The organism is Streptomyces sp. NPDC014006, from assembly GCF_043088925.1.
Lineage (GTDB): Bacteria > Actinomycetota > Actinomycetes > Streptomycetales > Streptomycetaceae > Streptomyces.
In genome coordinates this window covers 923,307-937,875 of the sequence record NZ_JBICAJ010000001.1, presented here as the reverse complement: position 1 = coordinate 937,875, position 14,569 = coordinate 923,307, and the positions used below count along the sequence as shown (strand labels likewise).

Genomic DNA, 14,569 nt, shown 5'->3' with positions numbered 1-14,569 from the left:
GGACGGCGCGAATGTAGCGGAGCGTGAACAGGTGATCGCACACTTCCCCACCCATTCATCCGATCGTGTGAGGATTGCCCGCAGGGCTGACGCGTCCGAGGCAGTCGTACAGTGGCGTGGGCGCGTTTCATGCCTTACGACTTCGAGGAGGCGCTTGCCGTGAGTGAGCTGCGGTTCGTCCGCATGGGGTTCGGCGCGGATGCCGTCGAGTACCAGGAGGCGTGGGACGAGCAGCGCCGGGTGCACGCGGCGCGGTTCGCGGACGAGATTGAGGACACGGTCCTGCTGCTGGAGCACCCTCCGGTCTACACGGCGGGCCGGCGCACGGAGGACAGCGAGCGCCCTCTGGACGGCACGCCGGTGATCGACGTGGACCGCGGTGGCAAGATCACCTGGCACGGCCCGGGTCAGCTGGTGGGCTACCCGATCCAGAAGCTGCCCCGCCCGGTGGACGTGGTCGCCCATGTCCGGCGCCTCGAGGAGGCGCTGATCCGCACCTGCGCGGAGTTCGGCCTGGAGACCACCCGCGTCGAGGGCCGCAGCGGCGTGTGGGTGCTCGGCGACCCGGTCGAGCAACGCCCCGCGCTCGGCGGTCTGTCGCTGGACTTCGACCCCCGGCTGCACGACGAGGAGTTCGACCCGCGGCTGAACGGCCCGGACTACGCCCCCTCCAACGCCGGTCAGCGCCGCGAGGACCGCAAGATCGCCGCGATCGGCATCCGGGTGGCCAAGGGCGTCACCATGCACGGCTTCGCCCTGAACGTGAACCCGGACAACGTCTGGTTCGACCGGATCATCCCGTGCGGCATCCGGGACGCGGGCGTCACCTCCCTGGCCAACGAGCTGGGCCGGGACATCACCATCGAGGAGGTGCTGCCGGTCGCCGAACGGCACCTGCGCGACGTACTGGAGAACGCGGAGCTGAGGCCCCGGGTGATCGAGAAGGCGTCCGCCTGAGGGAATGCGCCCCCGCGAGCGGGGGTTGGCCCACACGGTGGGCGTACCGAATAACGGGCGTACCCTTGTGTACGCCGAAGAATCGAAGCTACAGGGAGCCGATGTGTCCGCAGTCGCACCCGACGGACGCAAGATGCTGCGCCTGGAGGTCCGCAACAGCCAGACCCCCATCGAGCGCAAGCCCGAGTGGATCAAGACCCGGGCGAAAATGGGTCCCGAGTACTCGAAGATGCAGAACCTCGTGAAGAGCGAGGGCCTGCACACGGTCTGCCAGGAAGCCGGCTGTCCGAACATCTACGAGTGCTGGGAGGACCGCGAGGCGACCTTCCTCATCGGCGGCGACCAGTGCACCCGGCGCTGTGACTTCTGCCAGATCGACACGGGCAAGCCCGAGGCGCTCGACCGCGACGAGCCGCGCCGCGTCGGCGAGTCCGTCGTCACGATGGATCTGAACTACGCCACGATCACCGGCGTCGCCCGCGACGACCTGGAGGACGGCGGCGCCTGGCTGTACGCCGAGACCGTGCGCCAGATCCACCAGCAGACCGCGGAGCGCGAGGGCGGCCGCACCAAGGTCGAGCTGCTGGCCCCCGACTTCAACGCCGTCCCGGAGCAGCTGGCGGAGGTCTTCGCCTCCCGCCCCGAGGTCTTCGCGCACAACGTCGAGACGGTCCCGCGGATCTTCAAGCGCATCCGCCCCGGCTTCCGCTACGAGCGCTCGCTGAAGGTCATCACCGAGGCCCGCGACTTCGGCCTGGTCACCAAGTCCAACCTGATCCTCGGCATGGGCGAGACCCGCGAGGAGGTCAGCGACGCGCTCAAGCAGCTGCACGACGCGGGCTGCGAGCTGGTCACCATCACGCAGTACCTGCGTCCCTCCGTGCGGCACCACCCGGTGGAGCGCTGGGTGAAGCCGCACGAGTTCGTGGAGCTGAAGGAGGAGGCCGAGCAGATCGGTTTCTCCGGCGTGATGTCCGGCCCGCTGGTCCGCTCCTCCTACCGCGCCGGCCGCCTGTACCAGATGGCCATCGAGAAGCGTGGGGAGTTCATCGCCGCGCAGGCGGTGTGATCGCCGGGCGGTGTGCGCGCAGACAGCGCGAGAGCCAACCGTGTGAACTCACGCACAAGTTACTACTGGCCAGTAGTGGCCGATTCGACGCGGTCCCGACCGTCCTCGCTGATGAGGACGTACGTCGGGGCCGCGTCGTCGTTCGCACGTCCCGCTCCTGGGTTTCATCCGCGTTTGACCGGTCGGTCACGCCCTGGTAACACCAAACAGTGACTCTTGTATCACGCCCCGTACACCCATCCCGAGGGGGGACCTCGACGATGCAGGCCGCGCCCGTCAACGACGTCATGCCGCACGGCACCCGCGCCACCGCCATCCCGTCCTTCACCGACGCGCTGCGGGCCGTGGAGTCGCTGCTGATGAGCAGCGGCCAGCGCACCGCCCGGCGCAACGCCTGGACCTCCGTCCTGGAGGACCGCCGCCGCGCCAAGGACCGGGTCGAGGCCGAGCGCGTCCTGCGGCAGACCCCCACCGCCCGCCCCTGACCGGCCCCGCGCCGCGGTCGCCGGGCACTGCCGTCGTAGCCGCTCCCGGGGCCACGTAGACTTCGTGGCATGGCGAGGAAGGAAAACGCAGCGGACGCTGCGAACGCAGGGCGACTGAAGCAGATCGCCCTCACGTACAAGATGACCCGTCGGGCCGACAAGACGATCGGTCTGGTACTCGCGGCTGTCGGCATCATCACCTTCGGTGTCTTCCTCGCGATCGGTTTCCTGATCGGTCACCCCATCTATCTCGGCATCCTGGGCCTGCTGCTCGCCTTCCTGGCGTCGGCGATCGTCTTCGGCCGCCGCGCCGAGCGGGCCGCCTTCGGGCAGATGGAGGGCCAGCCCGGCGCCGCGGCGGCGGTCCTGGACAACATCGGCCGGGGCTGGACGACGACTCCCGCAGTGGCGATGAACCGCAACCAGGACGTGGTGCACCGCGCGGTCGGCAAGGCCGGCATCGTGCTGGTGGCCGAGGGCAACCCGAACCGGGTGAAGACGCTGCTGGCCGCGGAGAAGAAGAAGATGAACCGCATCGTGGCGGATGTCCCGGTGCACGACGTGATCGTGGGCGCCGGCGAGGGCCAGGTGGAGCTGAAGAAGCTGCGCACCACCATGCTGAAGTTCCCGCGCGTGCTCACCGGCCCGCAGGTGACCGCGACCAACGACCGACTGCGCGCCCTGGGCGACCTGATGAGCAACATGCCGCTGCCCAAGGGCCCGATGCCGAAGGGCATGAAGCTCCCGAAGGGTGGCAAGGGCCGCTGAGCCCCTGGATACGACGGAAGGGGGCGCCCGGGATCACCGGGCGCCCCCTTCCGTCGTATCGCCTGAGTGGGCGTATCGCCTCTGGTCGTGTCGCCTGTGGTCGTATCGCCCCTGTGGGCTAGATCCGCACCTCGACCGTCTTGGCCAGCCGGTCGTGCAGGCCGCGGCCGTCGCGGTCCCAGACCAGGGCCGGGATCGCCAGGCACAGCAGCACCGACCGCACCAGGGCGCGCAGCGGGTTGACCGTGCCGGTCTCCAGCGCGACGACGCGGATGCCGAACAGGCGCTTGCCGGGGGTGAAGCCGATCGTGCCGACGGTCAGGACGCTCAGGGCGAAGAAGACCAGCAGAGCCCAGTTGCTGGTGGCCGGCGAGTAGCCGTCGGTGATGAGACCGTATGCGATCAGCACACTCAGGGCCCAGTCCACGGCGAGGGCGCCGAGCCGCCGGCCGGGCCGGGCGATCGAGTTCGGTCCGCTCTCCGGTAGACCGAGCTGTTCGCCCCGGTAACCGAAGTCGGCACCCGCGTCCTCCATGGCCGCGCGGGGCCCGGACAGCCACGATCCGATTGCTTGCCTGTTGTCCACCCGTACACGGTACTGCGCCCGTATATGACCGGAGCACGGCGGGGTGTGTCGGGGCTAGCCTGGTACCGGAGCCGGTTAACTTCGGCGAAACAAATGGGTCACGCCCGAGAAATCACCCATCCCTAGGGTCGAGTGCAGCGTGTGCCACCGCACTGGCCGCACGACCGATCAACCACCCCCGGCGAGGCGGTCGGGAGTAGGAGGAGCTGGATGTTCCAGAACGCCGACGAGGCCAAGAAGTTCATCGCGGACGAGGACGTCAAGTTCATCGACGTCCGCTTCTGCGACCTGCCGGGCGTCATGCAGCACTTCTCGCTGCCCGTCGAGGCGTTCGACCCCGACGAGGAGCTGGCGTTCGACGGGTCGTCGATCCGCGGCTTCCAGGCCATCCACGAGTCCGACATGGCGCTGCGCGCCGACCTGTCGACCGCGCGGGTGGACCCCTTCCGCCGCGACAAGACCCTCAACATCAACTTCTTCATCCACGACCCGATCACGGGCGAGCAGTACTCCCGTGACCCGCGCAACGTGGCGAAGAAGGCCGAGGCGTACCTGGCGTCGACCGGTATCGCCGACACGGCGTACTTCGGTCCCGAGGCCGAGTTCTACGTCTTCGACAGCGTGCGCTTCAAGACGTCGGAGAACGAGTCCTTCTACCACATCGACTCCGAGGCCGGCGCCTGGAACACCGGTGCGCTCGAGGACAACCGCGGCTACAAGGTCCGCTACAAGGGCGGTTACTTCCCGGTCCCGCCGGTCGACCACTTCGCCGACCTGCGCGCCGAGATCTCCCTGGAGCTGGCCAAGGCCGGCCTGCAGGTCGAGCGCCAGCACCACGAGGTGGGCACCGCCGGCCAGGCGGAGATCAACTACAAGTTCAACACGCTGCTCGCGGCCGCGGACGACCTGCAGCTGTTCAAGTACATCGTGAAGAACGTCGCCTGGCGCAACGGCAAGACGGCGACCTTCATGCCTAAGCCGATCTTCGGTGACAACGGCTCGGGCATGCACGTGCACCAGTCCCTGTGGAGCAACGGCGACCCGCTGTTCTACGACGAGGCCGGTTACGCGGGCCTGTCGGACACCGCCCGCTACTACATCGGCGGCATCCTCAAGCACGCCCCGTCGCTGCTGGCCTTCACCAACCCGACGGTGAACTCCTACCACCGCCTGGTGCCGGGCTTCGAGGCTCCGATCAACCTGGTGTACTCGCAGCGCAACCGCTCCGCGGCCATGCGCATCCCGATCACGGGCTCCAACCCGAAGGCCAAGCGCGTCGAGTTCCGTGCGCCCGACTCCTCCGGCAACCCGTACCTGGCCTTCTCGGCCCTGCTCCTCGCGGGTCTGGACGGCATCAAGAACAAGATCGAGCCGGCCGAGCCGATCGACAAGGACCTCTACGAGCTGGCTCCCGAGGAGCACGCGAACGTGGCCCAGGTCCCGACCTCCCTCCCGGCCGTCCTCGACTCGCTCGAGGCCGACCACGAGTTCCTCCTCCAGGGCGACGTGTTCACGCCGGACCTGATCGAGACGTGGATCGACTTCAAGCGCACGAGCGAGATCGCCCCGCTCCAGCTCCGCCCGCACCCGCACGAGTTCGAGCTCTACTTCGACGTGTGATATCGCCCCAGGTCAGAGCGGGTAACCGCTCCCCTGGGCCGTCTCTGGGCCGTCGGCCGTGCTCTTCCTGCGTGGAAGGGCACGGCCGACGGTCTGTTTGTGGGCCCGCCGTCGCTTAGGGCAGCACGTCGCCGTCACCGGGGCCGCCGACCGTGTCGGGTGCGCCGAATGCGGCGTCGATGGCCCTACGAGCCCGGTCCTGGCTGTTCGGCATGAGGTGCGTGTACGTGCGGAGCGTGAATCCCGGGTCGGAGTGACCGAGGTACTCGGCCAGGGCCTTGATGTTCTCTCCTGAGTCCAGCAGCACCGACGCGTAGTAATGCCGCAAGGCGTGCATGCCGTGCTCACGCGATGGCGTGAACCGCTCCCCCGGCACCCGTTCCCGGATGACCCCGGCAGTGATCAGGGCACGCTTCCACAGGTACATGTTGAAGTAGTTCCTGTTCAGCGCCTTGCGCTCCCCTGAGTAGAACAGCAATTTCGCCGTTGCGGGCGGGCCGTCCGGGTTTTCCACGGCAAAGTGACGTCGATCGGGGGCCGGCGGGTGATGTGAGCGGCGAGCGCTTCCGACACCACGTTGGGCAGGGGCACGTCTCGCAGCTTGCCGCCCTTGGGTGGGGCGAACACCATATGCGGGCCGACCAGCTTTACCTGCCGGACGACGTGCACCACTCCACCGATGAAGTCGACTTCGTCGACGGCAAGCCCGAAAATCTCGCCGTCGTCCACTGCGGCCCCGAACACAGTGGAGACGTTCGCGAAGACGGTCCGCTGATACGAGGCTGCGATGCCGGAGTCTGCGAGGGCCCGCGTCCAGGTGCGGATGGGGGCCGGTTGGAACGCACTCAGAGAGCGAGAGCCGATGTAGGGGAAGGCATGAAGTCGGAACCTCAGCTCCATGTTCACGATGGTGGAAGGATCTGCAGTCTGGGAAGCCAGCCACTGCGTAGCGAACTCCTTGAACGTCACCTTGCCGGCCGACGGATCCATGTACTGAACACGCCCGAGTCGGATTGCTTGATCAGCGCGGTGGTTACGGTCAACCTCATGATCAGTCAGATATTGACGATACTCGGCGTGGTCATCGGTGCTCTCACGTCGTACCTGTCGACATCGGCAGCCGAGCGGGCCCGTCACCGTCGCGCGCTGGCCACCCGCTGGGACGAGCGCAAGCTTGATACCTACATCGAGTACGCCACGTGCGTCAAAGAGATAGCCGACCTGGCGAAGCGTGCCTACCAAGCACCGGATGGCTCCGACGACCGAGAGCAGTTCCTCTCCGCAATGAACAAGGCCGAGCAGAAGCGTTCTGCTCTCTTCGAGGCGCTGACTCTGCTTGCGTCGCCAGCCACAACTGACGCGGCTACGGCGGTGAACCCAGTCGTGTGGAGGATGCTGGAAGCGGCGCGCCGCAGGGAGTCGGACCCCCGCGAGATCAACCTCGTACTCGTAGAGGAGCTGAACAACTACCACAGACAGGCACGTTTGGACCTGGACATATCGATAGACCATCGAGCGCCGTGATGAGCCACCGTGGGAGCCTCACGCTCGGGTTCTCCCTGTGTCTCCAAGCGGGAGGCTGTGCACGGAAAATCGCAGGCCGCGACCGGTGAACTGGGCCGCTGCAGTGTGCGGCCCCCCGGGCCGTCTCTGGGCCGTCCAAGGGTGGTCGACAACCACCGACAACGACCGACGACCACGGCGTTCCTGCTGCTCAGAGCGGCTCCGCGATCAGGACTCCAAGGGGCTCCGCACCATCACTTCTTCGACGTGTGATCGGCCCCCGCCGAGCGATCGGCGGGTGAGAGCGTCCCGCGCCCCCGTCTCCCCCTCCCGGGAGGCGGGGGCGCCGTTGTCTGTACGATGCGGACAAGGACATGACACACGGGGGGTGTTTTCCCATGCCCGAACTCGACGATTTCGACCGGGAGTTCGACCACCGCTGGGCGCGTGCGGCCGAGCACAAGGAGCCCTCGGCCCGCGCCCGCATGCTGGCCGCGCGCTGGAAGGACAACCCACCGGAGCCGGTCCCCTTCCGCGCCGACCCGGACCCGGTACGCCCCCGCCGCTCGTCATGGTCGTCGACGGCGATCGTCTTCACCTGCGTCGTCGCGGTGATCGTCCTCCTGGGGTGGGCACAGCTGAGAGGGACGTACTGAGGCGCGGTGCCGACGAGCGCCGCGGGCCGGGTCGGGGGGCCGCTCGCCTCCAGCCGGACCAGGGACCTTTTGCCTGCGCTGGAGCCGATCGGGATCCCTTCATGGGTGGGCGGGGTGCACACTGGCAGGGGGGCGAGTGCCTTACTGCGGGGTGATGCGAGATGCAGAGCCGCTTTGCCGGTGATCGGCGGCTGACCGTGCGGATGTCGGTCACGCTGTTCCTGCTCGGGCTGCTGTACGTGGGGTTCGTGGCGGCGCTGATCGTGCTGCTGAGGTCGTGGGTGCTGGTCGTCGTCCTGGTCGGGACGATGTTCGTGGCGCAGTTCTGGTTCTCCGACAAGATCGCCATGTTCGCGATGCGCGGGCGGGTGGTGGAGCGGGAGGAGTATCCCGAGCTGCACGCGGTCGTCGACCGGCTGTGCGCGATCGCCGACATGTCCAAGCCGGTGATCGCCGTGTCCGAGATGGACATGCCGAACGCGTTCGCCACCGGCCGCAATCCCGACCATGCCGTGGTCTGCGTGACCACGGGGCTGCTGCGGCGGCTGGAGCCGGCCGAGCTTGAAGGTGTGCTGGCCCACGAGCTGTCGCACGTGGCGCACAAGGACGTCGCCGTGATCACGATCGCGTCCTTCCTCGGCGTCCTGGCCGGTCTGATCGTGCGGTTCGCCTTCTACTCGCAGATCTTCAGCAGCGGCCGCCGGGACCAGAACACCGCCGCCGTCTTCGCCGCCGTGATCGGCGTCGCCGCGGCCGTGTACGCGATCAGCTTCCTGCTCATCCGGGCCCTGTCCCGCTACCGGGAGCTGGCCGCCGACCGCGCGGCCGCGCTGCTGACCGGCCGGCCCTCGGCGCTGGCGTCCGCGCTGACGAAGGTCTCCGGTGACATCGCCCGCATCCCGACGAAGGACCTGCGCACCGCCCAGGCCTTCAACGCCTTCTACTTCACCCCGGCGACCGGCTCCGAGCCCGGCATCGAGCGGTACTTCTCCACCCACCCCACGCTCCAGCAGCGGCTGGAGCTGCTGGGCCGGATCTCCGTCGAGCTGGGTGAGGCGCAGGCGCCCGGGAAGACGGGCTGAGCATGGGGCTGCTGGACATCCTGCTCGGCCGTACGAAACCGGTCGCGCCCGATCTGGACCAGCTCTTCGCGCTGCCGTCGGCGGCGGTGACGCTCGAGGCGGCGGCCGGTTTCAGGCCGACCGGCCGGGGCGCGGTGTGTTTCGCGACCGTCGAAGGCTCGGCGTTCGAGCAGACGCACCGGGAGGTGCAGGCGCTGCTGGACGCCGACGCCGACCGCAGCGGGCCGCCCGTGCGGCTGACGCAGGACGCGTACGGCTACTCCTGGCTGGTCTCCCACCGCTCCCCCGACGAGCTGCCCCAGCTCGTCAACGATCTGCACGCGGTGAACAGCTCCATGGAGGTCAACGGCTTCGGCCCGCAGCTGCTGTGCTCGCTGGCCGGCTTCCGCGACGACCGCGACCGCCGGCTGGCACTGGTCTACCTGTACAAGCGGGGCACCTTCTACCCCTTCGCGCCGCTGGCCGGTCCGGCCGAGCGGCGCGACAACGCGCTGGAGCTGCAGATCAAGGCGGCCCTCGCGAACGATCTGCGGATCGAGCAGGATCTGGGGCGCTGGTTCCCGGTGTGGGGCGCCCCCGGCCTGTGACACACGGGGGCGCCCCGGCACGGGACGTGGACGAATCGCTTACTCGGCGAATCGCTTACTTGGCGCGTTCCTGGCGGCGGGCCTCGAAGGGGCGTTCGCGGCGGTAGCGGCGCTCCCACTTGGCCTGCTGGTCCCGGCGGGCCCGGTACGCCCGGTAGGTGGCGGGCGCGGAGCCCGGGGACGCCGGGGGCGTCCCGTTCGACGCCGAGGTCGTGCCCCGCCCGTAGCGCGCGTACACGCAGAGCAGGGCGACGGCGGCGAGCCACCAGACAGGGTCGGTGAAGCCCAGGACCACCAGGACCGCGGTCGCGGCCATGACGATGGTGCCCATACGTGAAGGGTAGGGAGAGCGACGAAAGGGACGCATCCGCTTTTTGCGCGGGTGCAGTTGGGGGGTGTGAGTGAATGGGGCGCATGACCGAGTCCCTGTCTCCTTTCACACTCGACATCGACGGTGAACGCCTCAGCGGGGTGTACGGCGGAGCCGGCGACGGCCCGGCCGTGGTCCTGCTGCACGGCGCCGGCGCCGGCAGCAAGGAGCGGCTGCTGCCGCTGGCCGGTGAGTTCGCCGCGCGTGACTGCCGCGTGCTGGCCTTCGACTTCTCCGGGCACGGCGACAGCACCGGCCTGCTGCGGCGGTCGAGCCTGCGGCGCCGCTTCGAGCAGGCCGTCGCGGTGATCGACGCCTGCGCACCGGACGGGCCGCTGGTCCTGGTCGGGTTCAGCATGAGCGGGCAGACCGTGGCCGACCTGGTCGCGTACTACTCGCAGCGGGTCGCCGCGATCGGGCTGTGCGCACCCGCCGTGTACGCGCCCGAGGCGTGGGAGCTGCCCTTCGGCAACGGCGACGGACGCTTCAGCACGATCCTGCGTACGCCGGACAGCTGGCGTGCCTCCCGCGCGCTGGACGCGCTGCGCGTCTACGACGGCCGGGCGGTGCTCGCCGTGCCCGGCACGGACGCGGTGATCCCGCCGGCCGTGACGGAGGCCGTACAGGACGCGCTCACCGCCCGCGCCCAGTACACGCGCTTCGACCTGCCCGCGGCCGACCACCAGGTCGGGACGTGGCTGCGGGACAACGCCGAGGGCCGGCGGGCGTTCGTGAGCGCGGTCCTCACCGGGCCGGACGACCGCGGGTGGACGGCCACGCGCGCATGGGTCGCCAAGCAGCTGCCCCAGGGGCGCACGGTCACCGGTACGCGCGTGCTGCGGGGCGGGTGGAGTTCGCAGATGCGCCGCCTGACCCTGGACGACGGCGGCGCGCTGGTGCTGCGCAGCTTCGTCAAGCCTTTCTACCGGCGGCACGCCCGGGGCCTGCTGGCCCGCGAGGCGTCGGTGCTCGCGCTGCTCGCCGGTGAGGACGGCATCCCGGTGGCCGAGCCGGTCGCGGTGGACGCGGGCGCCGAGCACTGCGACCATCCGTCCCTGCTGATGACGTCGCTGCCGGGAAGGGCGCGCGTCGACGACAGCGGCGAGGAGGAACTGGACCGGCGCCTGGACCTGCTGGCGGCCCAGCTGGTGCGCATCCACCGGGTGGTGCCGGCGGAGCGGCCGCGCCGGTACGAGGCGTGGACCTCCGCCGAGCGGGTGCGCACCGCGCCGGGCGCGCTGTGGGAGCGGGCGGTGGACGTGCTGCGCCGTGAGCCGCCGCCGTACGACGGCTGCTTTCTGCACCGGGACTTCCATCCCGGGAACGTGCTGTTCAGCGGGTCGGGCGCGGACCTGCGGATCAGCGGGGTGGTCGACTGGGTGGAGACGTCGTGGGGCCCGGCCGATCTCGACGTCGCGCACTGCTCCACGGCCCTCGCCCTGCTGCACGGACCGGAACACGGGCTCGCCTTCCGGCAGCGGTACGCCGCCCACGGCGGGCGCCGGCTCGCCGACGGGCCGGACCACCTGTACTGGCGGCTGCTGGACGCCCTGGCCTACGCCCCGGACGCGGAGAGGCTCGCGGGCCCGTGGCGGGAACTGGGCCGCACGGATCTGACGCCCGAGGTGCTGGGCGAGCGGCTGGAGGCGTACGTCGAGGGGCTGCTCGAGCGCTACGGCTGACGGACGGTCGCGTCGGGGCGGGGTCGGGGGACCGCGTCCGGGGGCCGTTGTCAGTGGGGTCCTGGAAGATGGCGTCAGGCACCCGTGGGGACGGACGGAGGCGGCATGGGCGGGCAGGTACGGCACATCGGCGTGGTGGAGCGGCGGGCACGGCTGGCCGTACGGCACCGGCTGGCGCCCCAGGCGCGGGCGGCGACGCCGAAGGAGGTGGCGGACGCGCTGGTCGCGCTGCACGGCACGGACCCGGCGACGGTGTACCTGGCGGTGGGCGCGCGGCTGGCCGATCCGGCGGGGACGATCGCCCAGACCGAGCGGGCGCTGTACGAGGACCGTTCGCTGGTGCGGATGCACGGCATGCGGCACACCGTGTTCGTGTTCCCGACGGAGCTGACGGCCGTGGTGCACGCCTCGACCGGTCTGGCGGTGGCCGCGCGGGAGCGGGCCTCGCTGCTGAAGGACATGGCCGGGGCGGGCGCCCCGGACGCGGCCTGGCTGAAGGAGGTCGAGGACTCGGCCCTGGCGGCGCTGGCCCGTCGCGGGCAGGCCACGGCGGCCGAACTGGCCAAGGACGAACCGCGGCTGAGAGAGCAGTTCGTCTACGCGGCCGGCAAGAGCTACGAGGGCGTGCACACGGTCTCCTCGCGTCTGCTGCGCGTCCTCGGCGTGGAGGGCAAGGTGGTCCGCGGCCGCCCGCTCGGCTCCTGGACGTCGAGCCAGTTCCGCTGGGCCCTGGCCCCCGCGCATCCCGAGCTCGACACCGCCGGCGCCCAGGCGGAGCTGCTGCGCCGCTGGCTGGCGGCGTGCGGCCCGGCCACGGAGGCCGACCTGAAGTGGTGGACGGGCTGGCGGGTGACGGAGGTGCGGCGGGCGCTCGCCGCGATCGGGGCGCGGCAGGTCGCCGTCGACGAGGGCACGGGCTACGTCGTCGAGGGCGACGAGGAGCCGGGCGCCGAGGGCGCGACGCAGCCGTGGGCGGCCCTGCTGCCGGGGCTGGACCCGACGGCGATGGGCTGGCAGCAGCGGGACTGGTGCCTGGCTCCCGCGCTGCGCCCGGCGCTGTTCGACCGCAGCGGCAACGTCGGGCCGACGGTGTGGTGGGACGGCCGGGTGGTGGGCGGCTGGGCGCAGCGGCCGGACGGGGAGATCGTGTGGCGGCTGCTGGAGAAGGACGGCGTGGGCCGCGAGGCCGAGGCGGCGATCGCGGCGGAGGCGGAGCGGCTGCGGGGCTGGGTGGGGACGACCCGGGTGACGCCGAGGTTCCGCACGCCGCTGGAGCGTGAGTTGAGCGCCTGACCCCGACGCCCCCCGCCCCGCACTGCGCACCGCCACGCGCACGGTCCGGGCACCGCCACGCCCACGATCCGGCCGGGACCGGGCACCGCCACGGGGACGGCACCCGGCGTCGGTCACCGGCTCACCGGCTCACCGGCTCACCGGCAGTAGCGCATGAGCGCGCGCACCATGTGGCACGTCGTGTCGGACGGCGGGTGGATGCCGATCTCCTCCGCCGCGCTCCGTATCGTCTCGTTGCGCGCCTGGCCCGGCACATGGACGCCGGAGTCGAGCAGGGCGATGGCCAGGCGCATGGCCTTCAGGCGCCGGTTGTGCGTGATGTACCACTCGCGCGGACGGCCCGGCGGCAGCGGACGCTTCGCCGTCGGCGCGTACGGCGAGTCGAAGAGCACGGGGTGGCTCGCGGTGGACTGGGTCGGCAGCGGCTTGCGGGACGGCTTGGGGTGGAGTGCGGCAGCGGGCACAGGCATCCTCCTGTCGCGGTCAGGGAGTCTCCGGAGGCCCCGGCGTCTTCCCTCGAACACTACGTCAATTCTACTGCCCGGCACTGACAATCGGGGATCCGCGAGGACTGCCAAACACCCAGGTGGACAAGGGATTTGCCGCTGCGTCACGCACGCTTCGGAAGAGACTGATGAGCACCATGAATTCGAACACACCTCCCCCGGAACCGGAGCCTCCACCACCCGGCCGGTAGCGTGAGCGGCATGGAAATCTGGATCAACCCGGCCTGCTCCAAGTGCCGCAGCGCCATCAGCCTGCTCGACGCCGAGGGCGCCGACTACACCGTCCGCCGCTACCTCGAGGAGGTACCGAGCGAGGACGAGATCAGGGACGTGCTGGAGCGGCTGCAGCTGGAGCCGTGGGACATCACCCGCACCGGGGAGGCCGAGGCGAAGGAACTGGGCCTGAAGGACTGGCCGAAGGACGACTCCACCCGGGATCGCTGGATCACCGCCCTGGCCGAGCATCCGAAGCTCATCCAGCGTCCCATCATCACGGCCGACGACGGCACGGCGGTGGTGGGCCGCACGGAGGAGGCCGTACGGGACGCACTGTCCCGATGAGGCGGCGGCCGAAGTCGGGTGTGACGCAGGCCACTTCGGCGGCTGCCGTGACCGCTGAGTAACTCCGTTCGGTATCTCGTACATAGCGGCGTACGCTCCCCTACCTCTTCAGGAGGCGCGCATGTCGCGCAGGAGAACGCTCAGTACGAAGAAGAAGCTCGCGCTGCTGGTCACTGCCGCGGCGGTGGCCGGCGGCGGCGCCTTCGCCATGGCGAGCACCTCGAACGCCTCCCCGCCGCCGCGGACCCTGTCCGCCGACTCGGGGGTGTGCCAGGGGCTGGCCACCGCGCTCGGCAACAACCAGAAGTTCATCGACGGCCAGCGGGCCGCCCCCGACGCCCAGTCGGAGGCGCGGATCGCCAACCGCCAGGCGGTCATCGAGGAGATCAAGCGCAAGCAGGCGGCGTCCGGATGCGCGGCCGGGGAGTCGGCTCAGGACTCCCAAGCCGGGCAGAGCGGGCAGCAGTCGGGACAGCAGGGCCAGGCGGGTGAGCAGGGCCAGGGCGGCGGACAGCAGATGGGGCAGCAGTCCGCGCCGCCGTCGCAGGCCGCCGGGGCGGCAAACGAAGGTGCGGCCGCCTCCGGTCAGCAGGTGTGCAAGGGCTCGACGGTCACCCTCTCCGGCGAGGGCGGCGCCCCGGCCGCGTCCAGCAGCCAGTTCCCGGCCGGCACGAAGCTCAAGGTGACCAACCTGGACAACAACAAGACCACGACGGTCCAGGTCACCTCGGTCTCGGGCAGCTGTGTCCTGCTGAACAACGCGGCCTTCGAACAGGTCCGCGAGCCCGGCAAGTTCCTGATCCGCCGGGCGCTGATCGAGAAGGTGGGGTGAGGCCCGTAGACC

The 14,569-nt window shown here is 70.2% G+C and carries 18 protein-coding genes; 13 read left to right on the top strand and 5 right to left on the bottom strand.

All coding sequences use genetic code 11. From position 1 onward, the window contains the following. The first annotated feature begins 159 nt into the window (after positions 1 to 159). The 4 genes from lipB (at position 160) to ACF1GV_RS04300 (ending at position 3,279) form a co-directional block, all read left to right on the top strand. Positions 160 to 957 carry a lipoyl(octanoyl) transferase LipB gene (gene lipB / locus ACF1GV_RS04315; RefSeq protein WP_391677692.1) on the top strand — a complete coding sequence of 266 codons (798 nt, stop codon included), beginning with the start codon at positions 160 to 162 and terminating at the stop codon, positions 955 to 957. A gap of 103 nt (positions 958 to 1,060) precedes the next feature. Beyond that, positions 1,061 to 2,026 carry a lipoyl synthase gene (lipA, locus tag ACF1GV_RS04310; protein ID WP_391677691.1) on the top strand — a complete coding sequence of 322 codons (966 nt, stop codon included), beginning with the start codon at positions 1,061 to 1,063 and terminating at the stop codon, positions 2,024 to 2,026. 260 nt (positions 2,027 to 2,286) lie between these two features. Then, positions 2,287 to 2,511, top strand: coding sequence for a hypothetical protein (locus ACF1GV_RS04305; RefSeq protein WP_391677689.1), 225 nt, complete (start codon positions 2,287 to 2,289; stop codon positions 2,509 to 2,511). Between the two features lie 69 nt (positions 2,512 to 2,580). Further along, the gene (locus tag ACF1GV_RS04300; RefSeq protein ID WP_391677686.1) at positions 2,581 to 3,279 is read left to right on the top strand and encodes a DUF4191 domain-containing protein; all 699 of its coding nucleotides are present in this window, start codon (positions 2,581 to 2,583) and stop codon (positions 3,277 to 3,279) included. A 118-nt stretch (positions 3,280 to 3,397) separates the two neighbouring features. Here the strand turns inward: ACF1GV_RS04300 and ACF1GV_RS04295 are convergent, their stop codons facing one another. After that, entirely contained in the window at positions 3,398 to 3,865 is a 468-nt protein-coding gene (locus tag ACF1GV_RS04295; RefSeq protein WP_391677684.1) for an RDD family protein, read from the bottom strand. Between the two features lie 210 nt (positions 3,866 to 4,075). Here ACF1GV_RS04295 and glnA point away from each other — a divergent pair, with 210 nt between their 5' ends. Next, the gene (gene glnA, locus ACF1GV_RS04290) at positions 4,076 to 5,485 is read left to right on the top strand and encodes a type I glutamate--ammonia ligase (protein ID WP_363268350.1); all 1,410 of its coding nucleotides are present in this window, start codon (positions 4,076 to 4,078) and stop codon (positions 5,483 to 5,485) included. 115 nt (positions 5,486 to 5,600) lie between these two features. Here the strand turns inward: glnA and ACF1GV_RS04285 are convergent, their stop codons facing one another. Then, the gene (locus ACF1GV_RS04285) at positions 5,601 to 5,963 is read right to left on the bottom strand and encodes a tyrosine-type recombinase/integrase (protein ID WP_391677681.1); all 363 of its coding nucleotides are present in this window, start codon (positions 5,961 to 5,963) and stop codon (positions 5,601 to 5,603) included. Then, on the bottom strand, positions 5,930 to 6,475 hold the full coding sequence (locus ACF1GV_RS04280) for a hypothetical protein (RefSeq protein ID WP_391677680.1): 546 nt from the start codon (positions 6,473 to 6,475) through the stop codon (positions 5,930 to 5,932). The genes ACF1GV_RS04285 and ACF1GV_RS04280 overlap by 34 nt, the downstream gene beginning before the upstream one ends. Before the next feature lie 57 nt (positions 6,476 to 6,532). Here ACF1GV_RS04280 and ACF1GV_RS04275 point away from each other — a divergent pair, with 57 nt between their 5' ends. The 4 genes from ACF1GV_RS04275 to ACF1GV_RS04260 all read left to right on the top strand — a co-directional run bounded on the left by ACF1GV_RS04275 (position 6,533) and on the right by ACF1GV_RS04260 (position 9,313). After that, the gene (locus tag ACF1GV_RS04275) at positions 6,533 to 7,009 is read left to right on the top strand and encodes a hypothetical protein (protein WP_391677678.1); all 477 of its coding nucleotides are present in this window, start codon (positions 6,533 to 6,535) and stop codon (positions 7,007 to 7,009) included. Between the two features lie 377 nt (positions 7,010 to 7,386). Then, positions 7,387 to 7,644: a hypothetical protein gene (locus tag ACF1GV_RS04270; protein ID WP_391677675.1), complete on the top strand. Its 258-nt coding sequence runs from the start codon at positions 7,387 to 7,389 to the stop codon at positions 7,642 to 7,644. 161 nt (positions 7,645 to 7,805) lie between these two features. Continuing rightward, the gene (gene htpX, locus ACF1GV_RS04265; RefSeq protein WP_391677673.1) at positions 7,806 to 8,726 is read left to right on the top strand and encodes a zinc metalloprotease HtpX; all 921 of its coding nucleotides are present in this window, start codon (positions 7,806 to 7,808) and stop codon (positions 8,724 to 8,726) included. Positions 8,727 to 8,728: 2 nt separating this feature from the next. Next, positions 8,729 to 9,313 carry a hypothetical protein gene (locus ACF1GV_RS04260; protein WP_391677671.1) on the top strand — a complete coding sequence of 195 codons (585 nt, stop codon included), beginning with the start codon at positions 8,729 to 8,731 and terminating at the stop codon, positions 9,311 to 9,313. 55 nt (positions 9,314 to 9,368) lie between these two features. Here ACF1GV_RS04260 and ACF1GV_RS04255 read toward each other — a convergent pair whose 3' ends face one another. After that, complete coding sequence (locus tag ACF1GV_RS04255; RefSeq protein ID WP_391677669.1) at positions 9,369 to 9,644, bottom strand: hypothetical protein; 276 nt, start codon at positions 9,642 to 9,644, stop codon at positions 9,369 to 9,371. 83 nt (positions 9,645 to 9,727) lie between these two features. Between ACF1GV_RS04255 and ACF1GV_RS04250 the strand changes: the two genes are divergently transcribed. Together ACF1GV_RS04250 and ACF1GV_RS04245 are read left to right on the top strand one after the other, a co-directional pair. Beyond that, entirely contained in the window at positions 9,728 to 11,365 is a 1,638-nt protein-coding gene (locus ACF1GV_RS04250; protein ID WP_391677666.1) for an alpha/beta fold hydrolase, read from the top strand. Positions 11,366 to 11,470: 105 nt separating this feature from the next. Beyond that, the gene (locus ACF1GV_RS04245; RefSeq protein WP_391677665.1) at positions 11,471 to 12,658 is read left to right on the top strand and encodes a winged helix DNA-binding domain-containing protein; all 1,188 of its coding nucleotides are present in this window, start codon (positions 11,471 to 11,473) and stop codon (positions 12,656 to 12,658) included. A gap of 137 nt (positions 12,659 to 12,795) precedes the next feature. Here ACF1GV_RS04245 and ACF1GV_RS04240 read toward each other — a convergent pair whose 3' ends face one another. Beyond that, positions 12,796 to 13,122 (bottom strand): hypothetical protein, encoded by a 327-nt coding sequence (locus ACF1GV_RS04240; RefSeq protein WP_391677664.1) that lies wholly within the window; start codon positions 13,120 to 13,122, stop codon positions 12,796 to 12,798. A 243-nt stretch (positions 13,123 to 13,365) separates the two neighbouring features. On the opposite strand from ACF1GV_RS04240, the gene ACF1GV_RS04235 reads away from it, so the two are divergent. Beyond that, entirely contained in the window at positions 13,366 to 13,725 is a 360-nt protein-coding gene (locus ACF1GV_RS04235; protein WP_391677661.1) for an arsenate reductase family protein, read from the top strand. A gap of 121 nt (positions 13,726 to 13,846) precedes the next feature. Continuing rightward, the gene (locus tag ACF1GV_RS04230; RefSeq protein ID WP_391677660.1) at positions 13,847 to 14,557 is read left to right on the top strand and encodes a hypothetical protein; all 711 of its coding nucleotides are present in this window, start codon (positions 13,847 to 13,849) and stop codon (positions 14,555 to 14,557) included. The last annotated feature ends 12 nt before the right edge of the window (positions 14,558 to 14,569 follow it).

What these genes read in the sequence shown, in the direction of transcription:
- ACF1GV_RS04305 (WP_391677689.1), top strand. Translation starts at nt 2,287, where the DNA reads ATGCAGGCCGCGCCCGTCAACGACGTCATGCCGCACGGCACCCGCGCC.
- ACF1GV_RS04300 (WP_391677686.1), top strand. Translation starts at nt 2,581, where the DNA reads ATGGCGAGGAAGGAAAACGCAGCGGACGCTGCGAACGCAGGGCGACTG.
- glnA (WP_363268350.1), top strand. Translation starts at nt 4,076, where the DNA reads ATGTTCCAGAACGCCGACGAGGCCAAGAAGTTCATCGCGGACGAGGAC.
- ACF1GV_RS04280 (WP_391677680.1), bottom strand. Translation starts at nt 6,475, where the DNA reads ATGGATCCGTCGGCCGGCAAGGTGACGTTCAAGGAGTTCGCTACGCAG.
- ACF1GV_RS04275 (WP_391677678.1), top strand. Translation starts at nt 6,533, where the DNA reads ATGATCAGTCAGATATTGACGATACTCGGCGTGGTCATCGGTGCTCTC.
- ACF1GV_RS04270 (WP_391677675.1), top strand. Translation starts at nt 7,387, where the DNA reads ATGCCCGAACTCGACGATTTCGACCGGGAGTTCGACCACCGCTGGGCG.
- htpX (WP_391677673.1), top strand. Translation starts at nt 7,806, where the DNA reads ATGCAGAGCCGCTTTGCCGGTGATCGGCGGCTGACCGTGCGGATGTCG.
- ACF1GV_RS04260 (WP_391677671.1), top strand. Translation starts at nt 8,729, where the DNA reads ATGGGGCTGCTGGACATCCTGCTCGGCCGTACGAAACCGGTCGCGCCC.
- ACF1GV_RS04255 (WP_391677669.1), bottom strand. Translation starts at nt 9,644, where the DNA reads ATGGGCACCATCGTCATGGCCGCGACCGCGGTCCTGGTGGTCCTGGGC.
- ACF1GV_RS04250 (WP_391677666.1), top strand. Translation starts at nt 9,728, where the DNA reads ATGACCGAGTCCCTGTCTCCTTTCACACTCGACATCGACGGTGAACGC.
- ACF1GV_RS04245 (WP_391677665.1), top strand. Translation starts at nt 11,471, where the DNA reads ATGGGCGGGCAGGTACGGCACATCGGCGTGGTGGAGCGGCGGGCACGG.
- ACF1GV_RS04235 (WP_391677661.1), top strand. Translation starts at nt 13,366, where the DNA reads ATGGAAATCTGGATCAACCCGGCCTGCTCCAAGTGCCGCAGCGCCATC.
- ACF1GV_RS04230 (WP_391677660.1), top strand. Translation starts at nt 13,847, where the DNA reads ATGTCGCGCAGGAGAACGCTCAGTACGAAGAAGAAGCTCGCGCTGCTG.